The following is a 26,920-nucleotide window of genomic DNA, read 5'->3' as shown; positions in this document are numbered from 1 at the left end:
AAAGGGGCGTACCCGAAGCGCGCGAGAGTACACGGCCGTACACAGTACGAACACGTTTCGACGCGCGGGCACGCGCCGGGCCGGCGTCAGGGCTCGATGAGGCCGACGCGGATGGCGTAGCGCGTCAGCTCCAGCCGGTCCCGAAGCCCCAGCTTCTGCAGCAGGTTGGCCCGGTGCCGCTCCACCGTCTTGACGCTGATCACCAGGAGCCGCGCGATCTCCTTCGAGGAGTGCCCCTCGGCGACGAGCTTCAGGATCTCCTCCTCCCGCTCCGTGATCGGGCGCGCCGGCAGCCGGTCACCGGAGCGGATGCGGTCCAGATAGGTGCGGATCAGCGCCGACTCGGCACCCGGGTAGATGAACGGCTCGTCGCGCAGCGCCGCGCGGCACGCCTCCACCAGGTCCCGGTCGGCGACGGACTTCGGGACGTACCCGGAGGCGCCCGCCTTGAGCGCCTCGAAGAAGTACTGCTCGTTGTCGTACATCGTCAGCATCAGTGTGCGCAGGCCGGGCTGGACGCGGGACAGCTCGCGCGCCGCCTGGAGCCCGGTCTGCCGGGGCATGGCGATGTCGAGGATGGCCAGGTCGACGCCGTCGCCCAGCTCCCGGGCCCGCTCGACGGCCTCCGCGCCGTCGGCGGCCTCGGCCACGACCGTCAGATCGGGCTCGGCGTCGAGGATCAGCCGCACTCCGCGACGCACCAGGGCGTGGTCGTCGGCGAGCAGGATGCGGGCGGGTGCGGTCATCGTGCGTTCTCCTGGGGACGGGGGCCGGACGGACTGCCGTCGACGCACAGGCGGATCTCGGTCCCGCCGCGCGGGCCGGGGCCGACGGTGAGCTCGGCGCCGACCAGCAGGGCCCGCTCCCGCATGCCGCTGAGGCCGGCGCCCTCCGGTGCCGACCCGATCCCGCGGCCGTCGTCGCGGACCAGCAGGGTCACCCGGCCGTCGGCCTCGGGGCGCAGGTGCGCCTCGACCCGGGTGGCACGGGCGTGCCGGGCGGTGTTGGTGAGCCCTTCCTGCGCGACGCGGTACAGGACGAGTTCGGTCGCCGGGTCCAGGGCGGGCACCCCGGGCGCGATGTGCGTCGTGGCGCTCAGCCGGGAGGTGGTGAACTCGTTCGTCAGGGCCCGCAGGGCGCTGTGCAGCCCCAGCTCCTCCAGGACGCCGGGGCGCAGCCGGCGGGCGATGCGGCGGATCTCCTCCAGGCCCGCGCGGGTGGTCTCCTGCGCCTGGCGCAGATCGGCGCGCACCGTCTCGGGCGCCCGGTCGGCGGCGTGCTTGAGCTGGAGCAGGACCGCGGTGAGGGTCTGGCCGACCTCGTCGTGCAGCTCCTGCGCGAGACGGTGCCGCTCGGCCTCCTGCGCGGACAGCACCCGGCCGGTGCTGGTGGCCCGCTCGGCCTCCAGACGGGCGAGCATCGCGTTGAACGTGTTGGTCAGCTCGGCCATCTCACCGGGCCCGGTGACGTTCGTACGGCTGCCGGGGCGCAGCAGGTCGGCGGTGGCCATGGCGCGGGTCAGCCGGGCCAGCGGGGCGAGCCCGAAGCGCAGCAGGACGGCGTTGGCGACCAGCATCACGGCGAGTCCCGTCAGCAGGACCAGCGCCTCGCCGAGCAGCACCGGGGTGGACACGGTGACCGGCCCCAGGAGCAGCAGGACCGCGGCGAGCAGCACCGCCGCGTCGAGGAGGAAGATCCGCCAGTACAACGTCATGATCGCCGCCCTTCCCGCCGATGCTCACCTCCACTGTCTCCCGTGGCGCCGGAGGACCCGACAGGGGCCCGGCCTGTGAAGGGGCACACTGCCCCGCGCGCATTCTCACCGCCGGCGCCACCCTCCGTCCATCCGTGCTGACACCCATGTCGCCCGCTCCCGCTCACCTGGCACGATGAGCCCCGCACGGTGGGCCACCGGGCCGACGCGCCGTGCCCGCACCACAATCGCGAACGAACATGGAGGGGAGGGGTTGTGCCTGCTCCGCGGATGAGCACCACGCCCTTGCCGGGGATCGGTGTCCAGTACGACCTCACCACACGGGAGCACCGCCATCTGTCGGTGATCGCCCACCGGGACGGCACCAGGACGGTGAACGTCTACCGGGCCGACGACCCCGACGCGTGCGCCCAGTCGCTGCACCTGACCGAACCGGAGACCGCCTCGCTGATCGACGCGCTGGCCCCCTCCCACCACAGCCCGAACCTGCTGTCGACGACCGACCTGGGTCTGGTCGCCGAGCGCATCGAGCTGTCCAGCACCTCGTACTGGAACGGGCGCGTCCTCGGCGACACGAAGATGCGCACCGAGACCGGGGCCTCGCTCGTCGCCGTCCTGCGGCGCGCCCAGGCGATCCCCTCGCCGACGCCGGACTTCCGGCTGGCCGGGGGAGACATCCTGATCGTCATCGGCACCCGCGAGGGCGTGGAGGCGGCCGCCGCGATACTCGGGCGGGAGTGATTCGATGCACTCCTCCGCAGTCTTCCTCATCGAGTTCGGCGCCATCATCCTCGGCCTGGGCCTGCTCGGCCGGCTGGCCGGACGCCTGCAGTTCTCGCCGATCCCCCTCTACCTGCTCGCCGGTCTCGCCTTCGGCGAGGGCGGGCTGCTGCCGCTCGGCACCAGTGAGGAGTTCGTGGCGATCGGCGCCGAGATCGGCGTCATCCTGCTGCTGCTGATGCTCGGCCTGGAGTACACGGCCAGCGACCTCGTCTCCAACCTCAAGACGCAGTACCCGGCGGGTCTCGTCGACGCCACCCTGAACGCCCTGCCGGGCGCCGCCATGGCGCTGCTGCTGGGCTGGGGCCCGGTCGCCGCCGTCGTCCTGGCCGGCGTCACCTGGATCTCGTCGTCGGGCGTCATCGCGAAGGTCCTCGGCGACCTGGGGCGGCTCGGCAACCGCGAGACCCCGGTCATCCTGAGCATCCTGGTCCTCGAGGACCTGTCCATGGCCGTCTACCTGCCGATCCTCACCGCCCTGCTGGCCGGGGCCGGCATCGCGGCGGGCAGCCTCACCCTGGCCATCGCGCTCGGTGTGGCCGGGCTCGTCCTGGTCCTGGCCGTGCGCTACGGACGGCACATCTCGCGCTTCGTCTCCAGCGACGACCCCGAGAAGCTGCTCCTGGTCGTGCTCGGCCTGACCCTGCTGGTCGCGGGCATCGCCCAGCAGTTGCAGGTCTCCGCGGCCGTCGGCGCCTTCCTCGTCGGCATCGCCCTGTCCGGTGAGGTCGCCGAGGGCGCACACAACCTGCTCGCGCCGCTGCGGGACCTGTTCGCCGCGGTGTTCTTCGTCTTCTTCGGACTGCACACCGACCCGGCGAGCATCCCGCCCGTGCTGCTGCCGGCCCTCGCGCTGGCCGTCGTCACGACCGCCACGAAGATCGCCACCGGCTACTGGGCGGCCAAGCGCGCCGAGGTCGGGGTCAAGGGCCGCTGGCGCGCGGGCGGCACGCTCGTCGCCCGAGGCGAGTTCTCCATCGTCATCGCCGGACTCGCCGTCACCGCCGGCATCGAGCCCTCGCTCGGCCCGCTGGCCACGGCCTACGTCCTCATCCTGGTCGTCGTGGGCCCCCTGACCGCCCGTTACACCGAGCCCGCCGCGGCCTGGTTCGCCCGCCGCCGGGGCGGCACCACGCCGCCTCCGGCGGAGGAACGGCTTCCCGAGGAGTCCGCGCAGACGGTCCAGAGCGGTCCGGCCGGATCTGTGTGAGCCCTGCGCGGCGACTGCCGGCAGCGCGCGAACGATGAACGGCCCCGTGCGGCGGTTCCGGTGGGGGACACCCCGCCGGGGCCGCCGCCCGGCGCCGTGTGTGCGAGGGGTTCGTGCAGGTCCCAAGTCCCGCGCTTGTGGGTGTCGCGCCCCGGGAAACATGGGTGCGGGGACCGATGGCGGGGGCGCGACCGCGCGGGTTCGACTGTCGGTACCCCCCCTCGATCGGAACGGCTCCAGGCGCGGCGACGCGCTCCGGGAAGGAGGAGCCATGCCCTCGTCCTCGTCCGACGACGACCGCCTGGTCGCGCTGGAGACCCGCCTCCTGCGGGACGATCCCCGCTTCGTCCGGCGGTTCCGCGCGGGCCGCCCCGCCCGCCCCCAGGAGTACCGCCGCACCCGCGCCCGGTGGCTGCTGGCGGTCGGCCTCACCACCCTCGGGACCGGCATCGCCGTGGCCGACGGGCTGGTCATCGCCGCGGGCCTGGTGCTCACCGGCATCGCCGTGGAGCGCTGCGACCCCCAGCGCACCCGCGGCGGGCGCCGCGACGGCCGTCCACCCGGCTGATCCGCGGGACGGGGAGGGCGACGTGGACGGGACATGGCCGGGGGAGGGGCCGCACGACTGGCCGGAACGGCTGTTTCCCCGGCGCACGGCCGGTGCCACCCTACGAGCGGACCCCGGGAACCGGGCGCGGAGGCCGCACAGGGCCCAGTGAGACAATCAGGGTTCAGTTTCATGCGCCGTGGCGACCGGGACGCTCTCCTCCCGCCGGGCGGCGGGGGCGGACCGGAAGGAAGCACCGCAGTGATCGAGTGGGTGTCCCTCGGCAATGGCGCCAGGCCCGTCCCTCAGCCCGTGCCCACGCGCCTGGTGTGGGCCGGGGCGTTCGGCGGGGCACTGACCCTCGTGGCCTTCGTCAACGCCGTCGTCGGCCCGGACCGGCCCTTCCTGGCGCTGACCGCGCTGTCGCTGCTGGCCGCGTTCCTGGGGCTGGGCGCCCGCTTCAGCGCGGCCCCGGGGACGGCCGTCCTGTGCTGGCTCTTCCTCAACGCCTTCGGTGTGCCGCCCGAGGGCACGCTGACCTGGGCCGGGTCCCGTGACGCGTTCTGGCTCGCGTGTCTGCTCACCGCCGCGCTCGTGGGCACGGTGCTGGCGAGGGTGCGCTACGCGCGCGCGGCGTACCGGCGGCTGGGCCCGGCCGCGGGCGGCGGCACCTTCGAGGGGGCCGGCGACGCCTGACGCCCCGGTGACGCGAACGGCCCGGCGTGGATCCCACGCCGGGCCGTCCTGTGCCGTCCGTAGGTCAGGCGGCGATGCCGGAGTCCGTGATGACGATCTTCTTGGCCGTCGTGCCCGAGCGGCTGCCCAGGGCCTCGACCGCCTTGACGACGTCCTGGCCCTCGACGACCTCGCCGAAGACGACGTGCTTGCCGTCCAGCCACGGCGTGACGACCGTGGTGATGAAGAACTGGGAACCGTTGGTGTTCGGTCCGGCGTTCGCCATGCTCAGCAGGTACGGACGGTCGTGCTTCAGCTGGAAGTTCTCGTCGGCGAACTTCTCGCCGTAGATGCTCTTGCCGCCGGTGCCGTTGCCGTTGGTGAAGTCGCCGCCCTGCAGCATGAACTCGGGGATGACCCGGTGGAACGGCGCGCCGTTGTAGCCGTAGCCGTTCTGGCCGGTAGCCAGCTCACGGAAGTTGCGCGCGGTCTTCGGCACGACGTCGTCGAAGAGCCGGAAGACGATGCGGCCGAGGTCCTCGCCGTCGGCCGAGATCTGGAAAAAGACGTTCTCGCTCATGGCCCCGATTCTCCACTCCCGGCTCGGCGACGTCGAACACGGCCCCCCGGGCGTGGCGGGAGGGCGGTGGTCTAGAGTGCGGGCCGCCCTCCGCACAGGGGCCCGCCCCTCAGGTCAGGGCGCCCTTCTCGCAGACCAGCCGGGCGACCTCGCGGAGTTTGACGTTGTTCTCCTGCGAGTAGCGGCGCAGGACGTCGAAGGCCCGCGTCTCGTCCAGTCCGTGACGGCCCATGAGGAGGCCCATGGCCTCGCCGATCACATGGCGGGTGGCGACGGCTTCCGCCATCTGGGCGTGGGTGCGGGCGCTGGAGAAGGCGATCGCGGCGTGGGAGGCGAGCAGCCACCCGGCGAGCTCGCTCGCCTCGGTGAAGGCGCCCGGCTCGCTGGAGTAGAGGTTCAGGGCGCCGAGATCCTCGTCCTCGGTGTAGAGCAGGAAGCCCATCATGCTGCCCACGCCGATCTCCACGGCGCGGGACGCGAAGCGGGGCCAGCGGCCGGTGTCCGTGGTGAAGTCGTGGATACGGTAGAGCCGTTCACCGGTACGGGCGCGTGCGGCGTCGAAGCAGGGGCCCTCCCTCAGCTCCGCCTGGATCCGGTCGCTCGCCACGACGAGGTCGTCGGTGGGGGCCAGCGTCTGGACCTTGTCGCCGTGCAGCACCAGGATCCCCGCGGAGTCGCAGCCCTCCACCAGCTCGGTGGCGGAGTGCGTGATCCGTTCCAGGGTCGCGTCGACCGACTCCTGCGCCAGCAGATCGCGTGCCATCGACGCCATCTGCTGCGCGAACCGGGCCCAGTCCATCGCGTCCTCCACCTCTCGGTTCCAGGCCGTGCCGGCCTCAGCATTCCACGCGGCGGCGCGTCCGGCGGCCGTCCGCGCGGGTCAGCGCGGTGATCCGGTGACCGCCCGGCGGTCGAGCTCCGCGCCGATCGCGTCGCGCAGGGGGCCGTGGCGCGGGCCGAGGGCGTGCTCCGGGTCGCTCCAGGAGCCGCGCGGGTACAGCCACACCGGCACCCCCACCAGCTCGTCCGGCTCCCAGTCGTAGCGGGGCCACACGTGCGCGTGCAGGAAGGGGTCGGTGTTGCCCAGGATCTCGAGGTTCACCCGGCGGAAGCCGGGGTCCAGCATTCCGCAGGCGCGTTCGACGGCCTCGCCGAGCCGGTCCATGTCGGAAAGGAAGGCCAGCCGTCTGTCCCGCGGGAGGTCGGACAGCCGCTGGGCCGTCGGGTCGTCCGACAGGAGCACGCAGTAGCCGGGGAGGAACTGCGTGTCCCCGATCACCGCGAACCCGGCGTCCAGCCGGCGCAGCACGGTGGGGTTCCGCCCCCGCAAGGCACTGCCGATCCTGTCCTCGCGCCACGTGTCGTCCATGATCGCGACAGTAGCGCGCGGGGTGCCGTGGCGGAGGGGGCCGGTCACCGCTTGGGGACGCAGCGCCCGGCCAGGACGGCGGCCATGAGGTAGGCGGCGGCGCCGGCGGCCATGCTGATCCGCAGGCCGGACGACGGGTCGGCGGCGGAGGCGAGCAGGCTGCCGCCGAGAGCGACCCCTGTGGCGCTGCCGATCTGGCGCGTGGTGTTGAACAGCGCTGAGGCGGTGCCCGCGTACCCGGCGGGCACGGCGCCCATGACGGTGGTCGTCGAGCCGGTCAGCGCGAACGAGGTGCCGAAGCCCGCCGCCATCATCGGCGCCACCAGGAGGGCGTAGCCGGGGTCGGGGCCCGCCGCCGCCCATCCGGCGAGGCCGAGAGCGGCCACGAGCATCCCGGTGACCACCAGGGGCCGGTCGCCGGTACGGCGGGCCAGCCGGCCGGACAGGACGGAGGCGAACATGGTCATCGCCACCGCCGGGAAGAGCGCCAGCCCCGTCTCGAAGGCGCTGTAGCCGCGCTCCCGCTGGAACTCCAGGCTGGCGGTGAACACCATGCCGTAGAAGGCGAAGTTGAAGAGCAGGCCGATCGCGGCGCCGCCGCTCACCTCCCGCGCCCGCAGCAGACGCGGCGGCAGCGCGGGGGAGCGGGCCAGCCCCTCGCGGACGGCGAACGCGACGGCGGCGAGGACGGCCAGGCCCAGGCCCGCGAGGACGGCCGGATCGGTCCAGCCGCGCCGCCCGGCCTCGTTGAGAGAGGCGGTCAGCAGGGCGACGGCCGCCACGACCGCGCACTGCGCGGGCCAGTCCAGGGCTCGGTCGGCCCGGCGGGGCGAGGGCGCCACATGGCGCAGCGTCAGCGCCAGACAGGCCGCGCCGACCGGGAGGTTGACGAGGAAGACCCAGCGCCAGCCGACGGTGGACACGAGCGCTCCGCCGAGCAGCGGGCCGGCCGAGGCCGCGATGCCCGCCATCGACCCCCACAGCCCGAAGGCGCGCGAGCGGGCCGCCGGTTCCGGATACGCCTGCTGGAGCAGGGCGAGGGAGCCCGGAACGATGAGGGCCGCGCCCAGCCCCTCCACGAGGCGGGCGGCGACGAGGAACGTCGCGTCCGGCGCGAGCGCACAGGCGGCGGACGCGGCGGTGAACACGGCCACGCCCGCGCAGAAGACCCGGCGGTTGCCCAGCCGGTCACCGAGCGCGCCGCCGGTCAGCAGGAACCCGGCGAGGACGAGCGTGTAGCCGTCGGTGACCCACTGGACGCCGGTGAGCGAGGCGGAGAGGTCGCGGCCGACGACGGGGACGGCGACGTTGATGACGGTCACGTCCAGGATCACCATGAAGTACCCGGCGCACACGGCCAGCAGCGGAGCCCGGCCCCGCGCTTCGCCCCCGGGCCGTGCCTGGGCCACGGTCATCCCTCCTCGGATCGCGGCGAGATCGCGTGGCTCGCCACAGTAGGCGGCGAGGGCCCCGTGCCGGGGAAGCGTGCCGGGCGGGTCCGGAGGGAGTCGTGTCCGGGGAGCGGACCCCCTGATCATGGGAGCTTAGGTTAGGCTAACCTGAGTCCGTGCGAGCAGAGGAAACGGCTTCGGCGGCGGCGCGTCCCCGCGGGCATGAACTGTCGGCCACGGACGTCACCGTGGCATACGAAGGCGTCGACGTCGTCCATGGCGCGTCGCTGTCGCTCCGGCCCGGTGAGGTGACCGTGCTGGTGGGACCCAACGGCAGCGGGAAGTCCACGCTGCTGCGGACCGTGGCGCGCCTGCAGAGGCCGCGCACCGCCACCCTCCTGGTCGACGGCGCCGACGGACTCGCGCTGACCCCGCGTGCGTTCTCGCGCCGCGTCAGCCTGCTGACGCAGGGCCGCCCCACCCCCAGCGGCCTGACCGTACGGGACGTCGTCGAGTTCGGCCGGTACCCCCACCGGGGCCGGTGGGGCGGGGCGGACCCGGACGGTGCCGCCGCGGTCGAGCGCGCGCTCGACCTGACCGGCGTCGGCGATCTCGCCGGACGCGGTGTCGAGCACCTCTCCGGAGGGCAGCTGCAGCGGGTCTGGCTGGCGAGCTGCCTCGCCCAGGAGACCGGAGTGCTCCTGCTCGACGAACCCACCACCTACCTCGACCTGCGCTACCAGATCGAACTCCTCGACCTGGTCCGCGACCTGGCCGACGACCACGGCATCGCCGTCGGCGCCGTCCTGCACGACCTCGACCAGGCCGCGGCGCTCGCCGACCGCGTCGTCCTGCTGCACGAGGGACGTGTCGTCGCGGACGGCACTCCCGACGACGTACTGACCGCCGAGCGGCTGACCCGTGTCTACGGCATCCGTATCGAGGTCGGCACCGACCCGCTCACCGGCCGGCCGCGCACCCGCGCCCTCGGCCGCCACCACACGCGAACCGAAAGGACCGGCACTCCCTCATGAGACGCCTGATCACGACCGCTGCGGTCGCCACCGCCGCGGCCCTCGCCCTGACCTCCTGCGGCACCACCGAACCCGCGGCCGACGACGCCGCGCCGAAGAAGCGGGACGAGGCCATCACGCTCACCGATGCCTCCGGCACCGAGGTGAAGCTCGACGGACCGGCCGAGAAGGTGGTCGGCACCGAGTGGCACGAGGTCGAGCTGCTGGTGTCGCTCGGCGTCGACCCGGTCGGCGTCGCCGACGTCAAGGGCTACAAGACCTGGGACCAGGCGGTCCCGCTGAAGAACGACCCCAAGGACATCGGCACCCGCGGCGAGCCCAGCATGGACACCGTCGCCGCGCTCGCCCCGGACCTCATCGTCGCCAGCACCGATCTTCCGCCCGCCGCCGTGAAGCAGCTGCGCGAGATCGCGCCCGTGATCGAGGTGCGCTCCGCCGACGCGTCCGACCCGCTGGGGCGGATGACGAAGAACCTCGACCTCCTCGCGGAGGCCACCGGCACCAGCGAGCGCGCCGGCGAGATCAAGAAGGGCTTCGAGGCCAAGCTGAAGGAGGGCGCGAAGGCCCTCGCCGACGCCGGTCTCGACGGCGCGTCGTTCGCCTTCGCCGACGGCTACGACATCTCCAACCAGGTCTCGCTCCGGCCGTACACCAGCGGTTCGCTCATCGGCGCCGTCAACGAGAAGCTCGGCCTGAGGAACGCCTGGACCGTCGAAGGCGACAAGGACTACGGCCTCGGCACCACCGACGTCGAGGGCCTCACCAGGCTGCCCGCCGACGTGCGGTTCGCCTACATCGGCAACGACGGCGACAAGAGCAGCACCCCGTTCACCGGCGCCCTCGCCGACGACAAGGTGTGGACTTCGCTGCCGTTCGTGAAGAAGGACCACGTGCACCGGCTGCCCGACGGCATCTGGATGTTCGGCGGCCCCGGCTCCATGGAGCGGTACGTCGACGCGGTCGTCGGCGAGCTGACGAAGTAGCAGATGACCGTCACCGCACCCCCTTCCGTCGCCCGTCCGACGGCCGCCGCCTCCGGGACGGGCACGGCCGCGGTGACGGCCGCCCTGGTCCTGCTGGTCGCGGCCCTCGCGGTCGTCGACATCACACAGGGCACGGCCGACGTCGGAGGCGGCGAGGTCTGGAAGGCGCTCACCGGCCGCGCCGACGCTGGCGACGCCTCGGTCGTCATCGCCTCCCGGCTGCCGAGGGCGGTCGCCGGTCTCCTCGTCGGCGCCGTCCTCGGTATCGCGGGCACCGCCCTGCAGGCGGTCAGCCGCAACGTGCTCGCCTCGCCCGACACCCTCGCCGTCAACGCCGGTTCCTACCTGGCTCTCGGCGTGGCCGCCGTCACCGGTGTCTCGCTGCCGCTGATCGCCTCCTCCGGGATCGCGTTCGCCGGCAGCCTCGCCGCGGCGGCCGTCGTCCTCGGCCTGTCGGGCCTGGGCGCCGGCACCGTACGGCTCGTGCTCGCCGGCACCGCCCTCGCCCTCGGCCTCACCGCCGTGACCGAGGGACTGCTGCTGCTGTTCCCGCAGGAGACGCAGGGCCTCTACCAGTGGAACCAGGGCAGCGTCGCGCAGAGCGGCTTCGACGGCGTGCTCCAGATGGCACCCCTGGCCGTCGCCGGCCTCGTCGGCCTGCTGCTGGTCGCGCGGCGTCTCGACGCCCTGGCCCTCGGCGAGGACGCCGCCCGCGGCCTCGGCGTCCCGGTGCGGGCCACCCGGGTCACCGTGGTGGTGCTCGCCTCGCTGCTGTCGGCCACGGCCGTCACCCTGGCCGGGCCCATCGGCTTCGTCGGCCTGTGCGCCCCGGCCCTGGTGAGGGCCCTCGCCCGCAGGGCCCACGGCCTCACCCGTACCCGCGGCCGCCTGCCGGCCGCGGGCCTCACGGGCGCGGCCCTCGTGCTCGGCTCGGACGTGCTGCTGCGCGCACTCGTCCCCTCCGACCTGGCGGTCGCCGTGCCGACGGGCGTCGTCACCAGCCTCCTCGGCGCCGTGTTCCTCGTCGTGATGGCGACCCGGCTGAAGGACGGCGCCGCGAGCGCCCCGCCCGACCGGCTGCGCATCCGCAGCCGGGCCGTGTTCCTCACCACCACGGCCGTGCTGGCCGCCCTCCTCGTGGGCGTCGCGGTCGTGGCCGTCCTGCTGGGCGACAGCAAGCTGCTGCTGGGCGACGTCGTGAACTGGGCGCAGGGCAGGGCGGGCCGCAGCGTCTCCTTCGTCCTCGACACCCGGACGCCCCGCGTCCTCGCCGCGCTCCTCGCGGGCGCGGCGCTCGCCCTGGCCGGCACGCTCGTGCAGGCGGTGACACGCAACCCGCTCGCGGAGCCCGGCGTCCTCGGCGTCTCGGGCGGGGCGGCGCTCGGCGCGGTCCTGCTGGTGACCACGGTGCCCATGGCCGGGTCGTGGGGCATGGCCGGCGCGGCCTTCGCCGGTGCCGCGGTCAGCTCCGCCCTCGTCTTCGGGCTGGCCGCGCGCGGCGGCTTCCAGCAGAACCGGCTCGTCCTCGTCGGCATCGGCGTGGCCACCGCGTCCACCGCGCTGATCAGCCTGCTCATCGTGCTCACCGACCCGTTCAACGCGACGAAGGCGCTCACCTGGCTGTCCGGCTCCACCTACGGCCGGACCCCGCCGGACCTCGTGCCGCTCGCCGCCGTCCTCGTCGTCGGGCTGGCCGTCGCCGTGTTCCGGCGGACCGAGCTGGACCTCGTCTCGCTGGACGACGACACGCCGCGGCTGCTCGGACTGGGCCTGGCGCGGGGGCGGTTCGGCTTCCTCGTGCTCGCCGTCCTGCTCAGTGCCACCGCCGTCGCCGCCGCCGGCACGATCGGCTTCGTCGGGCTCGTGGCCCCGCACGCGGCACGGGCGCTCGTGGGGCGGCGGCACGTCCGGGTGCTCCCCGCCGCCGTGCTGCTCGGGGCCGTGCTGGTCGGCACGGCGGATCTGCTGGGCCGTACCGTGATCGCGCCGGCCCAGCTCGGCGCGGGCCTGATGACGGCGGCCGTCGGGACGCCGTACTTCCTGTATCTGCTGGTGCGCAGCCGGCGTCAGGGCCGCTGAGCCCGGGCGGCGTCCAGCAGGGCCTCGGCCTCGTCGCGGGCGTGGCCGATGGGGTCCGGGAAGACGCGCAGGCCGTACGCGACGAGCGCGCCCTCGTGGAGCAGCGTCAGCGAGCGCCCGAGCCGCTCGGCGTCCCCGGGGGCGGCCTCCCGCGCGAGCCCGGTGAAGAGGGCCAGCATCCACGCCTTCTGGCCGGTGATGATCGGGTACGCGGGATGGGCGGGGTCGCTGATCTCGGCATGCGCGTTGACCATGCTGCAGCCCTTGGAGTTGTGGTCCCCGGCCCAGGCGAGCGAGGCGTCGAAGACGGCCCGGACGCGGGCGCGGGCGTCCGGCCCGGCGGCGTCCAGTCGGCCGTCGAGGAAGGCCCGCCAGCGTTCGTCCCGGTCGGCGAGGTACTCCACGACCAGCTGCTCCTTGGAGCCGAACCGGTCGTAGATCGTCTTCTTGGTGACCCCGGCCTCGGCGGCGATCAGGTCGACGCCCACGGCGTGGATGCCCCGCTCGTAGAACAGCCGGTCCGCGGCCGTCCGCACCCGCAGCGCGGCCGGCGTCATCGTGATCCGTCGCGGACTCCGCACGCTCTCCATGGCTCCAGTGTATACCGATCTGTATAGTGGGTCGGGCAGTGACTATACCGATCTGTTTACTGGAGGCCCACGCATGAACGCGCTGCTGTCGGCCGCCTTCGTGATCTGCTGGAGCTCCGGGTTCATCGGGGCAAAGCTCGGCGCGGGGAGCGCCTCCGCCGTCACCCTGCTGATGTGGCGGTTCCTGCCGCTCGCCCTCGTGCTGCTCGCCGTGGCGCTGGCCCGGTCCTCCTGGCGAGGCCTCACCCTCCGGGACGTGGCCCGGCAGGTCGTCGTCGGCGCCCTCTCGCAGAGCGGCTATCTGCTCACCGTCTACTGGGCCATCCAGCTCGGCGTGTCCAGCGGCACCACGGCCCTGATCGACGGCGTGCAGCCCCTCGTCGCCGGGGCGCTGGCCGGGCCGCTCCTCCACCAGTACGTCTCACGCCGCCAGTGGCTCGGTCTCGGCCTCGGCGTGGCCGGCGTCGCCGTCGTCACGGGCGCCGACGCCGCGTCCGGCGGGCACGCGGCCTGGTGGGCCTACGCCGTCCCGTTCCTCGGCATGCTGTCGCTGGTCGCGGCCACCTTCCTCGAGGGCCGCTCCCGTACGAAGGTGGCGCCCGGGGCCGCGTTGACCACGCACTGTCTGACCAGCGCCGTCGTCTTCACCGCGCTGGCCGTCGGCACCGGGGCGGCCGTCCCGCCCGCCGAGCCCTCCTTCTGGGTCGCGACCGCCTGGCTCGTCGTCCTCGCCACGTTCGGCGGGTACGGCCTGTACTGGATCATCCTCAGCCGCTCGGGCGTCACCCAGGTCAACACCCTGATGTTCCTGATGGCACCCGTGACGGCGGTCTGGGGAGCGCTCATGTTCGGCGAGCCCTTCGGCGCGCAGACCGCCCTCGGTCTCGCCGTCGCCCTGGCCGCCGTGCTCGTCGTCCGCCGCGGTGCCTCTTCCGGTCACCGGCACGCCGGGACGTCCCCGGACGACACCGCGAAGGCGGCGGCCGGGACCCGGCGCTGACTCACCCGCCGAAGTCGACGTCCGCCGCGTCGACGATCCGCGCCCCCATGTTGAGCTCCATCATCTCCAGCGCGGCGGACGCCAGATGCGGGTGGATCGAGGCGACGGCGTCCCTCGGCACCGTGACGCCCAGGTGCCGGATGTGCGCGTCCAGCGCCGAGTACAGCACGCACTGCTCCGTGACCTGCCCCGCCAGCACCACGTGCCCCACCCCCAGCCGCCACAGCAGATACGACAAGGGCGTCTCGTAGAAGGCGGAGTGCCGGGCCTTCACCACGAACAGCGACTCCTCGTCCGGGCGGATCGGCTCGACCAGGTCGGCGCGCGGCTTGGACAGCGCGTTCTCCACCAGCTCGCCGTGATGGGAGCGCCAGGCCCCGAAGTTGTCGTTCGCGTAGATCACCGGCACGTCCGCCGAGCGCGCCCGCGCGATCAGGTCCGCGAGGACCGGCACGACCCGTTCGACGGACGGCACGAGCAGCTCGGCGTCCTCGTGGTCATAGGTGTTGATCATGTCGACCACCAGGAGGGCGACCTTCTTCGTGTCCGTCGGGTCCGTGCGGGGGGTGCTCCCGGAGTCGTCAGTCACGTCTCTCCCTGGGAAATGGTCGATATGGGCGAAACGCGCAGTCGAGTACCCGGTGGTGATGCCGGTGTAACGGCGGTGCACGGGTGAGGCGGGCGGGGCGGCGGTCAGTCCTCGGCGACGACCCGGACCGTACCGAGCCGCTGGTCGGCCGCGTCCGGCAGGAACATCCCCGCCTCGACCCCCGTCAGCAGGTACTCCAGCACCGGTTCGGTCAGCCGCTCGCCGGGCAGTACCGCGGGGATGCCGGGCGGGTACGGGGTGATCATCTCGGCGGCGACCCGGCCGACGGCGTCCCGCGGGGCGACCTTCTCGTGCCGGGCGAAGTAGGCGTCCCGGGGCAGGTCGGCCTGCTCCATCCGCAGCTCGGCGGGGGAGGGGACCGCCACCCGCGGGGCGTCGTGGAGCTCGGAGGCGTGGCCGGCGAGGTCGCGCAGCGCCGTCAGCAGACGGTCCGTGGTCTGCTCGTCGTCGGCGTGGGTGAGCTGCGCGCTGATCCTCCGGTGGTCGAACAGGTGCCCGTCGATGTGGTGGTGTTCGCGCAGCCAGTCCGCCGCCCGGTAGCCGGTCGTGCCGAGCGCGCTGATGTCGATGACCACCGGCAGCGGGTCGAAGCCGGAGGCCAGGCCGGGGCCGCAGAAGTCCGCCTCGTCGTGGACGTGCATCCCGTCGATCGCCTCGATGGCCTCACGGGTGCGCGCGGCCAGCTTGAGCGCCCCGCCGATGAGGTCGTGGCCGTGCTGCACCATCTGCCGCCGCCACGCGTCGATCCCGGCGTAGATCAGCACGTTGGGGCTGGTCGTGTCCAGGAGGTCGGCGCGGGAGGCCAGCTCCGCCGGGTCGATCAGATCACCCTGGAGGTGGAAGACCGAACCCTGTTCCAGGCCGCTGCCCATCTTGTGGATGCTGGTCACGCAGATGTCGGCGCCCGCGTCCATCGCCCAGGCCGGCAGGTCGGTGTGGAAGGGCAGGTGCGCGCCCCACGCCTCGTCCACGACCAGCGGCTTGCCGCGACGGTGGCAGACCTCCGCGATCCCGGCGAGGTCGGCGGCCGCCCCGTACGGGGTCGGGCTGGTGACCAGGGCTCCGTCCGCGTCCGGATGCTCCTCGAACGCCTTCTCGTACGCCTCCGTCGACGGCGGGTGCGCGATGCTCCGCTCGGCGTCCCACCGGGGCTCCACCCACACCGGCGCCACGCCGGAAAGGATCAGCCCGGCGACGACCGACTTGTGGGCGTCGCGGCCGACGAGGAGCTTGTGGCCGGGGCAGGCCACGGTCAGCATCGCGGCCTTCACCGACAGGGAGCTGCCGCAGGTCGAGAAGAACGTGTGGTCCGCGTGGACGGCGTCGGCCATCAACTGCTCGGCTCGGACCAGGACCTGGTTGCGCGCGAGCCGGTCGTCGAGACCGCCGTTGGCGAGGACGTCCCCGAAGAACACGGCGTCGCCCAGCACGGCACGCGCCCGCGGGTCCGCGCCGCGGGCCCTCTTGTGACCCGGGGGCGTGAAGGCCAGTTCGTCGGCGTTCTGATAGGCGGCGAGCGCCTCGAGGACAGGGGCTTCGGCGTGGTTGATGACCATGGGGACCGGGTTCCCCGAGTCCCGTCCCCGATGCGGCGCCGTAGGTCAGGCGGCCGTGCCGGCCCGCTCCGGGGACCGCAGCGCCGACCTGCCGTCCCGCCACGCGGCGAGCAGCCGGTCCGCCAGCCGGTCCTCCAGATGCCCGGTGGCGCGGATGCCGAACACCACGTCGGCCTCCAGAGCGGGTTCCTCCTCCAGGAGCCCGCCGATGACGTCGTGCCGCACGACCTGCTCGTGCACCGCGTCCGCCTCGACGTGCTCGGCGTAGAACCGCACGGCAGCCGCGCCCGCCCCCACCCGCCGCAGCGCCTCGGCGAGCCGCCGCGAACCCGGCGACGAGGTGACCTCGACCGAGGCGAAATGCCCCACGAGGGCGGCCCGCAGCGCCCGGTGCAGACCGAACAGGGACATCAGGTTGACCGTCGCCAGCATCTCCGCGGGTGCCGCGTCGAGATAGTGCCCGTACGCCGTCTCCAGCCCCAGGTCCGTCATCAGGTCGGCGAACAGCTGGGCGTGGATCTCGTCCGCACGGCCCCCGCCGAACTCGTCGAACTCCACGGCGACCATCGCCGCCTTGGCCCGCCCATAGAGGCGGGGGATGACCCAGGCGTGCGGGTCGGCCTCCTTCAGGTGGTACAACGAGCGCAGCGCCGCGTACTCGCGCAGCTGGGCGACGGTGCCCTCGTCCCGCAGGAAGTGCGAGACGCTCCCGGTGCCGTCCACCGGCTCGACCTGCAGCTCGTCCAGCGCCGCCCACGCGCTGTCGCCGGCGCCGACCGGCACGTCGGCGCGCAGTGCGCCCAGGAACCGGTCCTCCAGCGCGCCGCGCACGGCGAGCAGTCCGCTGTCCCACTCCCGCTCGTCGGGCACGCCGTCGAAGCCCTGGTAGTGCAGTTCGTACAGGACGTACAGGGCGAGCTGAAGGTCGTCGCCGTACGGCTCCGACGCGGCCGGCGAGGGGACGTCGACGTCCCGCTCACCGCGCAGCAGCCCCATGACGGCGGCGGACAGCGGGCCGCGCGGCTCGGGCAGCGCGGGCACCGTGCGCCGTGAGAGGCGCCGGGCGGTCGTCGTGGTCATGCAGTCCCGTCCTCGTCCTTCGTCGTCCGCTTCGCGCGCTTGCGGTGACTGGTGTCGCACCAGGGGAAGATCTTGCTGCGGCGGCAGGTGCACACGGCCACGCTGAACCGGTCGCAGACGGTCACCTCGCCGTCCTCGCCGACCACCTCCACAGGCCCCTCCACCAGCATCGGGCCGTCCCGCTGGACCCGGATGCGGCGGGGCCGTTCAGACGCGTTCACCACGGATCACCACCAGTTCCTCCGTCAGGTCCTCGTCCGCCATCCCGCGTTCGCGCAGCCAGTCCACCCGGGAGCGCAGCACCCGGCCGTACGGCAGCTGGGCGCGCTCGACGACCCGGGCGCGCAGGCCCGCCGCCGTCAGCCGGGCCAGCGTGGCGTCGACGCCGCACAGGTGCGAATGCACCATCAGGAGCCTGCCGGAGGGGCGCAGCAGCGCGGGCGCGTGGTCGCAGATCCGGTCGATCAGCAGCCGGCCGTCGGCCCCGGCGTCCCAGGCGCGGGCCGCGCCCTTGGGGGGACGGCCGCCCGGAGCGGGCACGTACGGCGGGTTGGAGACGACCAGGTCGAACCGCCGGCCCGGAACCGCCGTCATCAGGTCGCCGCGGCGCAGCCGCAGCGTCTGCCCGTTCTGCCGGGCGTTCCACCAGGCGGCGGCCAGCGCCCGCCGGGAGATGTCCACGGCGGTGACGCGCCCGCCCAGCCGGGCCGCCTCGACGGCCAGCATGCCGCTGCCCGTGCCCAGGTCCAGCACGTCGGTACCGGCGGTGACCCCTTCGCGGTGCAGGGCACGGGTCAGCAGCCGCGTGTCGAACTGCGGGCGGTACACGCCCGGCAGGACCCAGCAGCGCAGGGGAGGGTGCGGAGCGAGAGCCTCAGTGGTCATGGACGCGCTCCTCAGCCCGCGGCCTGCGGCGACCGCTCGGACAGCATCACGTCCCCGCGTTCCGGGAAGGACACCTCCACGCCCTGCTCGACGAGCCGGTCCGCGACCACCGAGGCCGGCGAGTCGGTGTGGGAGGGCTCGGGAGACCCCTTCAGGGTGCAGTTGATGACAAGTGCTTTCACAGTCGCTCCGGGGATCGAAGACGGGGGGATCGGCCACCGGCCGGGGAGGGGGTCAGTCCTCGCCGCGGACGATGTTCCACTCGGTTCCGGCGCGGGCCGAGGGCTGTGTGCTCCTGTCCTCCACGGCGGCGACGCAGGTGCGTATCGCCCGCTTCTCCGGGGGCCTGGATCCCAGCCAGCCGGTCCGGGGCGTGTGCAGGACGTCCTTCTTCGCGGTCCGCGCGGTCACGGCGCTTCAACTTCTTCCTTGTCCGGGAGGAGCCCGGTCGGGGCTCCCTCTGAGGTGCCGACCGGGTGCCCCCCACCTGCGGCAGGGAAACGCCGGTCAGAGATCGCGCCGGGGCAGCGGCCGCACCGCCGGTCCCTGCACGACCGCGCCGTCCGGGGCGAACCGGGAGCCGTGGCAGGGGCACTCCCACGCCTGCTCGGCACGGTTGAACGACACGATGCAGCCGAGGTGGGTGCAGCGCGCCGACAGCGTGTGCAGCCGCCCCTCCTCGTCCCGGTGGACGGCGCACAGCCCCGCGCCCGCCCGCACCACCGCCCCGTCCCCGGGCGCGATGTCGTCCGGCGACGGACCGGACCCGGCCAGCGGGGCGATCCGATCGCCGACGAAGTGCCGCGCGACCTGTGCCTGATGGGTGAGGAACCGGCCCCCCTCGCGAACGACCGGGCCCAGCCGGCGCGGGTCGTACAGTCCGCTCCACGCGACCTCGCGCCCGCCGACGAGGTCCGCGAGCAGCCGGCCCGCCATCACGCCGCCGCTCATGCCCCAGCCGCCGAAGCCGGTCGCCACGTAGGTGTGGCGGCTGCCGGCGTGGAACGGCCCGACGAGCGGCACGGTGTCCGTCGAGTCGTTGTCCTGGGTGGCCCACCGGTGCGTGAGCGTCACCTCCGGGAAGTGCCGCTCGGCCCAGGCGGCCAGCCGCTCGAAGCGTTCCTCCGCGTCGGCGGTGCCCGGGGTGAAGTGCTCACCCGTGACGATCAGGAGCCGGCGTCCCTCTCCGAGGGGTGCCGTGCGCACCGAGCGCGTGGACCGCTCCGGCGTGATGTACATGTGGCGCGGTGCCCGCCTCTCGGGGATCGGGCCGGCCACGACCAGCTCCCGCCGCGAGGACAGCCGGGCGAAGAGCAGCGCGCGGTCGAACACGGGGTAGTGCGTGGCGACGACGACCTTCGTGGCGCGCACCCGCACGCCCGCCTCCGTGGTCAGCACACAGGGCTCGCCCTCGGTGAGCCCCGTCACCCGCGTGTTCTCGTACACCGCGCCGCCGAGCCGCCGCAGGTCCTCCGCGAGCGCCAGCAGGTACTTGCGCGGATGGAACTGGGCCTGCCCGTTCACACGGACCGCTCCGGCCACCGGGAAGGGCAGGTCCGTCTCCGTGACGAACTCCGCGTCCAGCCCCGCCTCGCGGGCCGCGTCCGCCTCGGCGCGCAGTTCCCCGACGTGCCGCGGGTCCTCGGCGTACGTGTGGGCCGCGGCCTCCTCCCACTCGCAGTCGACGCCCAGCTCCCGGGCGCACTCCTCGACGCGCCGGATCGCCTCGGACTGCGAGCGCGCGTACAGCCGGGCGGCCTCCGGGCCGCGGGTGCGGCGCAGCCGGTCGTAGACCAGGGTGTGCAGGGCGGTGAGCTTGGCCGTGGTGTGCCCGGTGACCGAGGCGGCGAGCCGCCCTGCCTCCAGGACGGCCACCTCGCGGCCCTGCCGGGCCAGCTCCCAGGCCGTGCTGAGGCCAGCGACGCCCCCGCCGACCACGGCGACGTCGACCTCGAGGTCGACGTCCGGCGGGGGAGCGGGATCGCCGGGCGGCGCGGTCTGCAGCCAGTACGACTCGTGCGGCACTCTCTCAGCGTTCATGGGCGCCGGGTTCCCGGCTGGACGGCACCACACCCCGAATCGCCCGCCCGCACGATCTTTCACATGCCGAGACCCGGGTACCCGCCCCGCGAACACGCACGGCGGGCCGGTCCGCGCAGCGCGGACCGGCCCGCGAGACGAGCGCACAGGAGGATCGATGAGCACGGTCAAGGAGACGGTCGACGTGGAGGTCCCGCTGCGCCGGGCCTACGACCAGTGGACCCAGTTCGAGGACTTCCCGCGCTTCATGGAGGGCGTCGAGGAGGTCCGCCAGCTGGACGAGCGGCACAACCACTGGGTGACGAGCATCGGCGGCGTGAAGCGCGAGTTCGACACCGAGATCGTCGACCAGCTCGCCGACGACCGCATCACCTGGCGGTCCGTGGGTGGCGACACCCAGCAGCGCGGCTCGGTCCGCTTCGAGCAGCTGGACGACACGCACACGCGCGTGGAGCTCACCATGGACGTCGAGCCGACCGGCATGGCCGAGAAGGGCGCGGACGCGCTCGGCATGATCGACCGCCGGGTCAAGGGCGACCTGCACCGGTTCAAGGAGTACATCGAGAAGGGCGGCAGCACCGGGGGCTGGCGCGGCCGCATCCGGCCGGAGGACCCGGGCACCGTCCTCTGACGGACGCCGGCGGGAGCACTGCCGGCCGGCCCGCACGACGGCGGGCCGGCCGGCCGGCCCGTCCGGTGAGGGCGGGCGGACGACGACCCCGACCGTGGGAAGCGTGGCGACAGGTCATGCGCGCCGAGGTGGACCGGATCGCCGAACCGTGGGGGGACCGCACCCCGTACGGCCCCGGCACCCCGTGGCCGGTCCGGGTGGACTCGTATCTGGAGCCCGGCGTCACGGCCGCCGACGTGGACGCGTGGGTGCCGACGGCCTCCGTCCTGCACTCCAACGGCGACGCGCTGGACGTCGCCGTCGCCGACGGGCGGATCGTCGGGGTCCGCGGCAGCGCCCGGGACCGGGTGAACCACGGCAGACTCGGTCCGAAGGACCTCTTCGGCTGGCAGGCCAACCGGTCCGAGGACCGGCTGACCACGCCCCTCGTCCGCCGGGACGGGCGGCTGGTGCCCTGCGACTGGGACACCGCGCTGGCCCGGATCGTCGACCGCAGCAAGGCCCTGCTGGAGACGTACGGGCCCGGCTCGATCGGCTTCTACACCAGCGGTCAGCTGTTCCTGGAGGAGTACTACACGCTCGCCGTGATCGCGCGGGCCGGGATCGGCACCAACCACGTCGACGGCAACACCCGGCTGTGCACGGCGACGGCCGCCGAGGCGCTGAAGGAGACCTTCGGCTGCGACGGCCAGCCCGCCTCCTACACCGACGTCGACCACGCCGACGTCCTTGCCTTGTTCGGGCACAACATGGCCGAGACCCAGCCGGTGCTGTGGATGCGGGTGCTCGACCGGCTGGCCGGCGGCGACCCGCCCCGCCTGGTCTGCGTCGATCCACGCCCCACCCAGGCCGCCCGGCACGCCACCGTCCACCTCGCGCCCCGCGCCGGCACCAACGTGGCCCTGCTGAACGCCCTGCTGCACGAGATCATCCGCACGGACCGGATCGACCGCGCCTTCATCGACGCGCACACCGTCGGCTTCGACGAACTCTCCGAGCGCGTCGCCGGCTGCACCCCGCGATGGGCGGCCGGCATCTGCGACGTCCCGGCCGCGGCCGTCACCGAGGCCGCCGAGGTGCTCGGGGACGCCCGGCGGCTGCTGTCCACCGTGCTCCAGGGCGTCTACCAGTCCCATCAGGCCACCGCTGCCGCCGTCCAGGTCAACAACCTGCAGCTGATCCGCGGCATGCTCGGACGCCCCGGCTGCGGCGTACTCCAGATGAACGGCCAGCCCAGCGCGCAGAACACCCGCGAGTGCGGTGCCGACGGAGACCTGCCCGGCTTCCGGAACTGGGAGAACGACGCCCATGTGGCCGACCTCGCCCGGGTCTGGAACGTCGAGCCCTCCCGCATCCCCAGCCACACGCCGCCCACCCCGGCGATGCAGATCTTCCGCTACGCCGAGCAGGGCTCGATCCGGATGCTGTGGATCTCCGGCACCAACCCGGCCGTCTCCCTGCCCGAGCTGGAACGCGTCCGCGGCATCCTGCGCCGCGACGGGCTCTTCACGGTCGTCCAGGACCTGTACCTCACCGAGACCGCCCGGTTCGCGGACGTCGTCCTGCCCGCCGCGACCTGGGCCGAGAAGACCGGCACCCTCACCAACGCCGACCGCACCGTCCACCTCTGCGAACGCGCGGTCGAGCCGCCCGGCGACGCCCGCTCCGACCTGGACATCTGGCTGGAGTACGCCAGCTGGATGGACTTCCGTGACCAGGACGGCCGCCCGCTCGTCGGCTGGCACGACCCCGAGTCGGCGTTCGAGGCGTGGAAGGAGTGCAGCCGGGGGCGGCCCTGCGACTACACGGGGCTGACCTACGAGCGGCTGCGGACGACCGGGGGCATCCAGTGGCCCTGCACGGACGAGGCGCCCGAGGGCACGGAACGCCTCCACACCGACGGCGTCGGCTGGGCCGCCCCCGACGACTGCGAGACCTACGGCAGGGACCTGGTCACCGGCGCCTCGGTGTCCGAGACCGAGTACCGGGCGCTCAACCCGCACGGCAAGGCCGTCCTCAAGGCGGCCGAGCACCTGCCGCCACACGAACCGACGAATGACGAGTACCCCTTGCAGCTGACCACGGGCCGCACCCTGTACCACTTCCACACCCGCACCAAGACCGGCCGCAGCCCCCAGCTCCAGGCCGCCGCCCCCGAGGTCTGGGTGGAGATCTCCGCCGCCGGGGCGCGGCGCCACCAGGTCGCCGAGGGCGATCTGGTCGAGGTCACCAGCCCCCGCGGCTCCGTGCGCGGCCGGCTGCGCGTCACCGCGATCCGCGACGGCCTGGTGTTCCTGCCGTTCCACTACGGCTACTGGGACACCCCGGGCGGCGACGGCCCCGGCGAGGACGGCGGCCGCGCCGCCAACGAGACCACCGTCACCGACTGGGACCCGGTCTCCAAACAGCCCCTCTTCAAGACCGCGGCCGCCCGTCTCACCCTGGTCGAACGCGCCCACGGGGCGGTGTCGCCCGCCCCGACGACGACGGCCTCCGCGCCGGTCGACCCGGGCGCCGCCCCGCCGACGACGGGCGGCCCGGCCGCGATGGCCCGGCACAGCGCCGGCGCGCGGGGAGGTGAGCGGTGATGAGCGCCGTCCCCGCCGTGCTGCGGGCCCTGTACGAGGGCGAACGCGCGATGGAACGCAAGCTGCTGGAGACGGCCGCGCGTGACGCCGCCGAGCACGAGGTGCACCACGTGGCGGTCGACCTCGCCCGCTGGTCCCACGAGCACGCGGAACGCCTCGCCGAGGCCGCCGAGCCGTACGGGCTGCGCCTGTCCCGGTCCGCCGAGGAGCCGCCCGGTCCGGAGGACCGCGGTGAACGGGCGGCCCGCGCCCTGGCCGACACCCGCTCCGGCCTGGACCTGCTGAACGACCTGCGCGAACTCCATCTGGCGGCGACCGGCAACTCCCTGGACTGGGAGATGCTCGCCCAGGCGGCACAGGCCGACAAGGACAGCTCCCTGCTGGACCTCGCCACGGCCTGCCATCCGCAGACGCTGCGGCAGATGCGCTGGACCAACACGATGATCAAAACGCTCTCGCCCCAGCTGCTGTCGAAGGCGGGAGCAGCGTCCCGCGAGGCCTGACCGCCGGCGCCGGGCGCGCCGCGGCCCGTGCCGGGCGCGCCTCGCCGCCGGTGGGGGTGCGCCGGGCGCGCGGCAGCGGCGGGTGCGACCACCCGGAGACCCGCACGGCGACACCCCCGGCCCGTGTCTGCTGCGCCATCGGCGCCAACAAGGTCGTCCTCGTGGCCTGGTCGCTGCTGCCCGCCCCGCCCGCGACCCCGCACGGCACCGAGGGAACCGGCGTCCGGCGCCCGCACCCGTTCGTGACCGGCCGCTCCGGCGTTCGGCCACGGCCGCGTGCCCCTCGACGGTTTTCTCTCCTTGCCCTCACGCCACAGGCGAGCGAGGGTGGAGATGCGGTCGGGCGGCGGGCACACCGACTACCCGCCCGTCCGACGCACGCGGCCGACAGGAGCGGAAGAGCGAGGCACGATGACCAGTCGTTCCCCCCTCACCATGGTGCCGGCCACCGACCGAGTCACGGTGGTGTGCCTGGCCGGAGCACTGGACGCCGAGGCCGGCGTCGTCTTGACCCGGGAGCTGACGCGGCAGCTGGACCGCGCCGCCCGCCAGGGGCATCGGCTGGTTCTCGACATGACGGCGGTTCCCACGGTCGACGAGGCGGCCCGCCGGACCCTGCGGAGGGAGACCCTGGACCTCGCGGCCACCCCCGTCCTGGTGGTGGCGACGCCCGAGCTCCGCAAGGAGCTGGAGCAGGACGACCTCCCCGGCCTCCGCCTGCACGGCACCCTCATCGAGGCCCTGACGTCCCTGCCCCCCACGCCCGCGCCCGGCGCCGGGCCCGCACGACCGCGCCGGGCCGGGAAGCCGCCCGCCGACGCCGAGAGCCTGCGCCGGGAGATCTTCGGGCTCCGCGCCAAGGCACGCACCAGCGGACTCATCGGCATCGCGCAGGGCATGCTCATCGCCCGCTACGGTCTGCCCGGCCCCGACGCCGCGTTCTCGCTGCTGCGCGAGGGCTCCCAGCGGTGCAACGTGCCGCTGCGGGTCCTCGCGTCCGCCGTCGTCACGGCACCCCCGCCGCAGACGGACACCCGCTGGTTCGCGGGCCGCGGCACCCACGCCCCGCACCCCGACACCGCGTTCCTGCGCTCGTACGGCGGAGACGTCACGGACCGGCGGCAGATCCTCGCCGCCGCCCTGGACACGGCGATCGCCGTGTCCGAGGCCGACGCGGGCGAGCTGCACTTCACGGACCCGGCCCAGGACCACGCGCTGTTCCTCGAAGGGCACCGGGGGCTGGACGCCGCCTACTGGGACGAGGTCGCTCTCGTCACCGAACCGCCCGTGGTCTGCGCCGTGGCCCAGGAACGGCTGGAGCCGGTCGCTGTGCCCGACGTCGCCGCCGACGAGGCACTCTCGGCCCACCCGGCCGGTCGGTCCCTGCTGGCGGCGGGCTGCCGGGCCGTGTACAGCGTGCCCCTGATCACCGCCGAGAGGTACTGCACCGGCACGCTGACCGTGCACAGGAACGCGCCGGGCATCTGGCCGGGGCCCACCCGGCGGGCCGAACTCGCGCGCCTCGCGGCGGACGTCGCCGCCTGGCGCTCCTGGTACCGCCGCACCGTCGTCCTGGACGCCCTGGAACACCTCCACCAGAGCCGGCCGGGCCGGGGCGCCGAGAGCGGCTGAAGCGGGGCTCACGGCCCCGGCCAGCCGTTTGCCCACTCCGGCCGGCGTTCCCGGGGCGGGTGGTCCGACGGATCGTCTGTCCCCGGAGCGGACGAACGGTCCGACGGTCCTCGTCGTCCCGGTCCCCCTCCGCCTGGCCCGTTTTCCACCAGTCGGCCCCCGGCCCACCCGGCTCACCGCGCGCCACCGCCCCGGTGGTGCCAGCGTGGAGGGCGGGAGCGGGCCGGTGCGAGGGTGCCGGGACCCGGACGGAGACGACGGAGCGGGACGGTCATGGCACGGGCGATCTGGACAGGTGTGATCACGTTCGGGCTGGTCAGCGTGCCGGTCGGCCTGTACACGGCCACCTCGGACCACACCGTGCACTTCCACCAGCTCCAGCGCGGCACCTCCGACCGCATCCGCAACCGCCGCGTGAAGAGCGCACCGGCGAGGAGGTGTCCGGCGACGACATCGTCAAGGGCTTCGAGGTCGCCGACGGCGAGTACGTCATCGTCGAGCCGGACGAGCTGGACGAGATCGCGCCGGGCCGCAGCCGCACCATCGAGATCTCCGACTTCGTCGACCTGGACGAGATCGAGCCGGTCTACTTCGCCCGCACCTACTACCTCGCGCCGCGCGGCGAGGAGCACCTCAAGGTGTACGAACTCCTGCGCGCCGCCCTGGAGAAGGCGAACCGGATCGGTGTCGCCACCTTCGTGATGCGGGGCAAGCAGTACCTCACCGCGCTGCGCGCCGAGGACAAGGTGCTGATGCTCCAGACCCTGCACTGGGCGGACGAGGTCCGTGACCCCACCCGCGAGCTGCCGCAGCTCCCCGAGCGGCGGGCGGGCAGCGGAAAGGAACTCGACATGGCGCTGCAACTGGTCGACGCCCTGAGCGGCCCGTGGGACCCGTCGCGCTACCACGACACCTACGAGGAGAAGGTGCGCGAACTCATGCAGGCCAAGGCGGAGGGCCAGGAGGTGGCCCCGGCCGAGGAGGCGCCGACCGCCACCAACGTCGTCGACCTCATGGAGGTCCTCCAGGGCAGCATCGACCGCGCCCGCTCCGGCCGCGAGAAGCGGGGCGGGGAGCGCGGCGGTGAACGCGGCGGTGCCCGGAGCGGCAGGAAGCCGGCGTCCAAGTCCGCCGCCAGGCCCAAGACTTCGGCACGCAAGACCTCCGACGCCCCGAAGAAGAGCGAGCTGCGCGAGCTCAGCAAGGCCGAGCTGTACGAACGGGCCACCGAGCGGGAGATCCCCGGACGGTCCCGGATGAGCCGCCAGGAGCTGATCGACGCCCTCGCGGGAGGCGGCCGCCGGCGCAAGAAGGCCGCGGCCTGACCCCCGCGCGGAGCGCCGGCTGGGCCGGCCGGATGAAAAGCGCCTGCTCCATCGGAGGTGCCGGGAGCGGCCCCGGCACCCGGTGCCCCGGCAGTCCCCGATGATCTTCGCGTCGGCG

General features: G+C 73.9%; 27 protein-coding genes and 1 pseudogene. 13 read left to right on the top strand and 15 right to left on the bottom strand.

The genetic code is table 11. From position 1 onward, the window contains the following. Positions 1–86 precede the first annotated feature (86 nt). Both ADL34_RS31945 and ADL34_RS31940 read right to left on the bottom strand, forming a co-directional pair. Positions 87–746 carry a response regulator gene (locus ADL34_RS31945; RefSeq protein ID WP_062664725.1) on the bottom strand — a complete coding sequence of 220 codons (660 nt, stop codon included), beginning with the start codon at positions 744–746 and terminating at the stop codon, positions 87–89. Next, positions 743–1,714: a HAMP domain-containing sensor histidine kinase gene (locus ADL34_RS31940; RefSeq protein ID WP_062664727.1), complete on the bottom strand. Its 972-nt coding sequence runs from the start codon at positions 1,712–1,714 to the stop codon at positions 743–745. The genes ADL34_RS31945 and ADL34_RS31940 overlap by 4 nt, the downstream gene beginning before the upstream one ends. A 255-nt stretch (positions 1,715–1,969) precedes the next feature. Between ADL34_RS31940 and ADL34_RS31935 the strand changes: the two genes are divergently transcribed. The 4 genes from ADL34_RS31935 to ADL34_RS31920 all read left to right on the top strand — a co-directional run bounded on the left by ADL34_RS31935 (position 1,970) and on the right by ADL34_RS31920 (position 4,947). After that, entirely contained in the window at positions 1,970–2,455 is a 486-nt protein-coding gene (locus ADL34_RS31935; protein WP_179199536.1) for a cation:proton antiporter regulatory subunit, read from the top strand. A 4-nt stretch (positions 2,456–2,459) separates the two neighbouring features. Next, a complete protein-coding gene (locus tag ADL34_RS31930; RefSeq protein WP_062664731.1) occupies positions 2,460–3,704 on the top strand; it encodes a cation:proton antiporter in 1,245 nt (414 codons plus the stop codon). 271 nt (positions 3,705–3,975) lie between these two features. After that, a complete protein-coding gene (locus ADL34_RS31925) occupies positions 3,976–4,272 on the top strand; it encodes a DUF3040 domain-containing protein (RefSeq protein WP_062664733.1) in 297 nt (98 codons plus the stop codon). A 240-nt stretch (positions 4,273–4,512) separates the two neighbouring features. Further along, positions 4,513–4,947: a hypothetical protein gene (locus tag ADL34_RS31920; RefSeq protein ID WP_062664734.1), complete on the top strand. Its 435-nt coding sequence runs from the start codon at positions 4,513–4,515 to the stop codon at positions 4,945–4,947. Between the two features lie 64 nt (positions 4,948–5,011). Here ADL34_RS31920 and ADL34_RS31915 read toward each other — a convergent pair whose 3' ends face one another. The 4 genes from ADL34_RS31915 to ADL34_RS31900 form a co-directional block, all read right to left on the bottom strand. After that, positions 5,012–5,506 carry a peptidylprolyl isomerase gene (locus tag ADL34_RS31915; protein WP_062664737.1) on the bottom strand — a complete coding sequence of 165 codons (495 nt, stop codon included), beginning with the start codon at positions 5,504–5,506 and terminating at the stop codon, positions 5,012–5,014. Positions 5,507–5,615: 109 nt separating this feature from the next. Beyond that, the gene (locus tag ADL34_RS31910; protein WP_062665039.1) at positions 5,616–6,305 is read right to left on the bottom strand and encodes a GAF and ANTAR domain-containing protein; all 690 of its coding nucleotides are present in this window, start codon (positions 6,303–6,305) and stop codon (positions 5,616–5,618) included. A gap of 81 nt (positions 6,306–6,386) precedes the next feature. Next, positions 6,387–6,875, bottom strand: coding sequence for an HIT family protein (locus ADL34_RS31905; RefSeq protein ID WP_062664738.1), 489 nt, complete (start codon positions 6,873–6,875; stop codon positions 6,387–6,389). Between the two features lie 44 nt (positions 6,876–6,919). Beyond that, positions 6,920–8,290, bottom strand: a complete 1,371-nt coding sequence (locus tag ADL34_RS31900) for an MFS transporter (protein ID WP_062664740.1) — start codon at positions 8,288–8,290, stop codon at positions 6,920–6,922. 152 nt (positions 8,291–8,442) lie between these two features. Here ADL34_RS31900 and ADL34_RS31895 point away from each other — a divergent pair, with 152 nt between their 5' ends. The 3 genes from ADL34_RS31895 to ADL34_RS31885 are packed head-to-tail and all read left to right on the top strand — an operon-like array spanning position 8,443 to position 12,362. Continuing rightward, positions 8,443–9,300: an ABC transporter ATP-binding protein gene (locus ADL34_RS31895; RefSeq protein ID WP_062664743.1), complete on the top strand. Its 858-nt coding sequence runs from the start codon at positions 8,443–8,445 to the stop codon at positions 9,298–9,300. Beyond that, complete coding sequence (locus ADL34_RS31890) at positions 9,297–10,283, top strand: iron-siderophore ABC transporter substrate-binding protein (protein ID WP_062664746.1); 987 nt, start codon at positions 9,297–9,299, stop codon at positions 10,281–10,283. Before ADL34_RS31895 ends, ADL34_RS31890 begins: the two co-directional genes overlap by 4 nt. Positions 10,284–10,286: 3 nt before the next feature. Then, positions 10,287–12,362: an iron ABC transporter permease gene (locus tag ADL34_RS31885; protein WP_062664748.1), complete on the top strand. Its 2,076-nt coding sequence runs from the start codon at positions 10,287–10,289 to the stop codon at positions 12,360–12,362. Here the strand turns inward: ADL34_RS31885 and ADL34_RS31880 are convergent. After that, positions 12,350–12,952: a TetR/AcrR family transcriptional regulator gene (locus ADL34_RS31880; protein WP_079033998.1), complete on the bottom strand. Its 603-nt coding sequence runs from the start codon at positions 12,950–12,952 to the stop codon at positions 12,350–12,352. The genes ADL34_RS31885 and ADL34_RS31880 overlap by 13 nt on opposite strands. A 73-nt stretch (positions 12,953–13,025) precedes the next feature. Here ADL34_RS31880 and ADL34_RS31875 point away from each other — a divergent pair, with 73 nt between their 5' ends. Next, positions 13,026–13,952, top strand: coding sequence for a DMT family transporter (locus ADL34_RS31875; RefSeq protein ID WP_062664752.1), 927 nt, complete (start codon positions 13,026–13,028; stop codon positions 13,950–13,952). A gap of 1 nt (position 13,953) precedes the next feature. On the opposite strand, the gene ADL34_RS31870 is transcribed toward ADL34_RS31875, so the two are convergent. From ADL34_RS31870 to ADL34_RS31845, 8 genes are all read right to left on the bottom strand, one after another. After that, positions 13,954–14,466: a cysteine hydrolase family protein gene (locus ADL34_RS31870; protein WP_062665042.1), complete on the bottom strand. Its 513-nt coding sequence runs from the start codon at positions 14,464–14,466 to the stop codon at positions 13,954–13,956. 179 nt (positions 14,467–14,645) lie between these two features. After that, positions 14,646–16,118: an aminotransferase class I/II-fold pyridoxal phosphate-dependent enzyme gene (locus ADL34_RS37170; protein WP_062664754.1), complete on the bottom strand. Its 1,473-nt coding sequence runs from the start codon at positions 16,116–16,118 to the stop codon at positions 14,646–14,648. A 45-nt stretch (positions 16,119–16,163) separates the two neighbouring features. Then, a complete protein-coding gene (locus tag ADL34_RS31860) occupies positions 16,164–17,198 on the bottom strand; it encodes an iron-containing redox enzyme family protein (RefSeq protein ID WP_062664756.1) in 1,035 nt (344 codons plus the stop codon). Beyond that, positions 17,195–17,422: a CDGSH iron-sulfur domain-containing protein gene (locus ADL34_RS31855; RefSeq protein ID WP_062664758.1), complete on the bottom strand. Its 228-nt coding sequence runs from the start codon at positions 17,420–17,422 to the stop codon at positions 17,195–17,197. Before ADL34_RS31855 ends, ADL34_RS31860 begins: the two co-directional genes overlap by 4 nt. After that, positions 17,406–18,083, bottom strand: a complete 678-nt coding sequence (locus ADL34_RS31850; RefSeq protein ID WP_062664760.1) for a HemK2/MTQ2 family protein methyltransferase — start codon at positions 18,081–18,083, stop codon at positions 17,406–17,408. Before ADL34_RS31850 ends, ADL34_RS31855 begins: the two co-directional genes overlap by 17 nt. An 11-nt stretch (positions 18,084–18,094) precedes the next feature. Continuing rightward, entirely contained in the window at positions 18,095–18,265 is a 171-nt protein-coding gene (locus ADL34_RS36285) for a hypothetical protein (RefSeq protein ID WP_159039009.1), read from the bottom strand. Between the two features lie 52 nt (positions 18,266–18,317). Then, entirely contained in the window at positions 18,318–18,494 is a 177-nt protein-coding gene (locus ADL34_RS36480; RefSeq protein ID WP_199835664.1) for a hypothetical protein, read from the bottom strand. Between the two features lie 96 nt (positions 18,495–18,590). Beyond that, on the bottom strand, positions 18,591–20,123 hold the full coding sequence (locus ADL34_RS31845) for an FAD-dependent oxidoreductase (RefSeq protein ID WP_062664762.1): 1,533 nt from the start codon (positions 20,121–20,123) through the stop codon (positions 18,591–18,593). A gap of 157 nt (positions 20,124–20,280) precedes the next feature. Between ADL34_RS31845 and ADL34_RS31840 the strand changes: the two genes are divergently transcribed. The 5 genes and pseudogenes from ADL34_RS31840 (at position 20,281) to ADL34_RS31820 (ending at position 26,802) form a co-directional block, all read left to right on the top strand. Further along, the gene (locus ADL34_RS31840) at positions 20,281–20,754 is read left to right on the top strand and encodes an SRPBCC family protein (RefSeq protein ID WP_062664764.1); all 474 of its coding nucleotides are present in this window, start codon (positions 20,281–20,283) and stop codon (positions 20,752–20,754) included. A gap of 116 nt (positions 20,755–20,870) precedes the next feature. Continuing rightward, the gene (locus ADL34_RS31835) at positions 20,871–23,342 is read left to right on the top strand and encodes a molybdopterin oxidoreductase family protein (protein ID WP_062664766.1); all 2,472 of its coding nucleotides are present in this window, start codon (positions 20,871–20,873) and stop codon (positions 23,340–23,342) included. Continuing rightward, positions 23,342–23,845 (top strand): hypothetical protein, encoded by a 504-nt coding sequence (locus ADL34_RS31830; RefSeq protein WP_062664768.1) that lies wholly within the window; start codon positions 23,342–23,344, stop codon positions 23,843–23,845. The genes ADL34_RS31835 and ADL34_RS31830 overlap by 1 nt, the downstream gene beginning before the upstream one ends. A gap of 411 nt (positions 23,846–24,256) precedes the next feature. Beyond that, positions 24,257–25,477, top strand: coding sequence for an ANTAR domain-containing protein (locus ADL34_RS31825; RefSeq protein WP_159039008.1), 1,221 nt, complete (start codon positions 24,257–24,259; stop codon positions 25,475–25,477). A 273-nt stretch (positions 25,478–25,750) separates the two neighbouring features. After that, positions 25,751–26,802: pseudogene (locus ADL34_RS31820) on the top strand (Ku protein). Positions 26,803–26,920: the final 118 nt, after the last annotated feature.

It is taken from the genome of Streptomyces sp. NRRL WC-3605, assembly GCF_001509795.1.
Taxonomy (GTDB): Bacteria; Actinomycetota; Actinomycetes; order Streptomycetales; family Streptomycetaceae; genus Streptomyces; species Streptomyces viridochromogenes.
This window is presented reverse-complemented; position numbering and strand designations above follow the sequence as displayed.

Bases quoted from the DNA above. Each gene is read 5' to 3' on its own strand.
- ADL34_RS31830 (WP_062664768.1), top strand. From the start codon at position 23,342: ATGAGCGCCGTCCCCGCCGTGCTGCGGGCCCTGTACGAGGGCGAACGC.
- ADL34_RS31845 (WP_062664762.1), bottom strand. From the start codon at position 20,123: ATGAACGCTGAGAGAGTGCCGCACGAGTCGTACTGGCTGCAGACCGCG.
- ADL34_RS31890 (WP_062664746.1), top strand. From the start codon at position 9,297: ATGAGACGCCTGATCACGACCGCTGCGGTCGCCACCGCCGCGGCCCTC.
- ADL34_RS31880 (WP_079033998.1), bottom strand. From the start codon at position 12,952: ATGGAGAGCGTGCGGAGTCCGCGACGGATCACGATGACGCCGGCCGCG.
- ADL34_RS31930 (WP_062664731.1), top strand. From the start codon at position 2,460: ATGCACTCCTCCGCAGTCTTCCTCATCGAGTTCGGCGCCATCATCCTC.
- ADL34_RS31825 (WP_159039008.1), top strand. From the start codon at position 24,257: ATGACCAGTCGTTCCCCCCTCACCATGGTGCCGGCCACCGACCGAGTC.
- ADL34_RS31910 (WP_062665039.1), bottom strand. From the start codon at position 6,305: ATGGACTGGGCCCGGTTCGCGCAGCAGATGGCGTCGATGGCACGCGAT.
- ADL34_RS31885 (WP_062664748.1), top strand. From the start codon at position 10,287: ATGACCGTCACCGCACCCCCTTCCGTCGCCCGTCCGACGGCCGCCGCC.
- ADL34_RS31870 (WP_062665042.1), bottom strand. From the start codon at position 14,466: ATGATCAACACCTATGACCACGAGGACGCCGAGCTGCTCGTGCCGTCC.
- ADL34_RS31840 (WP_062664764.1), top strand. From the start codon at position 20,281: ATGAGCACGGTCAAGGAGACGGTCGACGTGGAGGTCCCGCTGCGCCGG.
- ADL34_RS31925 (WP_062664733.1), top strand. From the start codon at position 3,976: ATGCCCTCGTCCTCGTCCGACGACGACCGCCTGGTCGCGCTGGAGACC.
- ADL34_RS31940 (WP_062664727.1), bottom strand. From the start codon at position 1,714: ATGACGTTGTACTGGCGGATCTTCCTCCTCGACGCGGCGGTGCTGCTC.
- ADL34_RS31875 (WP_062664752.1), top strand. From the start codon at position 13,026: ATGAACGCGCTGCTGTCGGCCGCCTTCGTGATCTGCTGGAGCTCCGGG.
- ADL34_RS37170 (WP_062664754.1), bottom strand. From the start codon at position 16,118: ATGGTCATCAACCACGCCGAAGCCCCTGTCCTCGAGGCGCTCGCCGCC.
- ADL34_RS31850 (WP_062664760.1), bottom strand. From the start codon at position 18,083: ATGACCACTGAGGCTCTCGCTCCGCACCCTCCCCTGCGCTGCTGGGTC.
- ADL34_RS31860 (WP_062664756.1), bottom strand. From the start codon at position 17,198: ATGACCACGACGACCGCCCGGCGCCTCTCACGGCGCACGGTGCCCGCG.
- ADL34_RS31915 (WP_062664737.1), bottom strand. From the start codon at position 5,506: ATGAGCGAGAACGTCTTTTTCCAGATCTCGGCCGACGGCGAGGACCTC.
- ADL34_RS31945 (WP_062664725.1), bottom strand. From the start codon at position 746: ATGACCGCACCCGCCCGCATCCTGCTCGCCGACGACCACGCCCTGGTG.
- ADL34_RS31905 (WP_062664738.1), bottom strand. From the start codon at position 6,875: ATGGACGACACGTGGCGCGAGGACAGGATCGGCAGTGCCTTGCGGGGG.
- ADL34_RS31900 (WP_062664740.1), bottom strand. From the start codon at position 8,290: ATGACCGTGGCCCAGGCACGGCCCGGGGGCGAAGCGCGGGGCCGGGCT.
- ADL34_RS31835 (WP_062664766.1), top strand. From the start codon at position 20,871: ATGCGCGCCGAGGTGGACCGGATCGCCGAACCGTGGGGGGACCGCACC.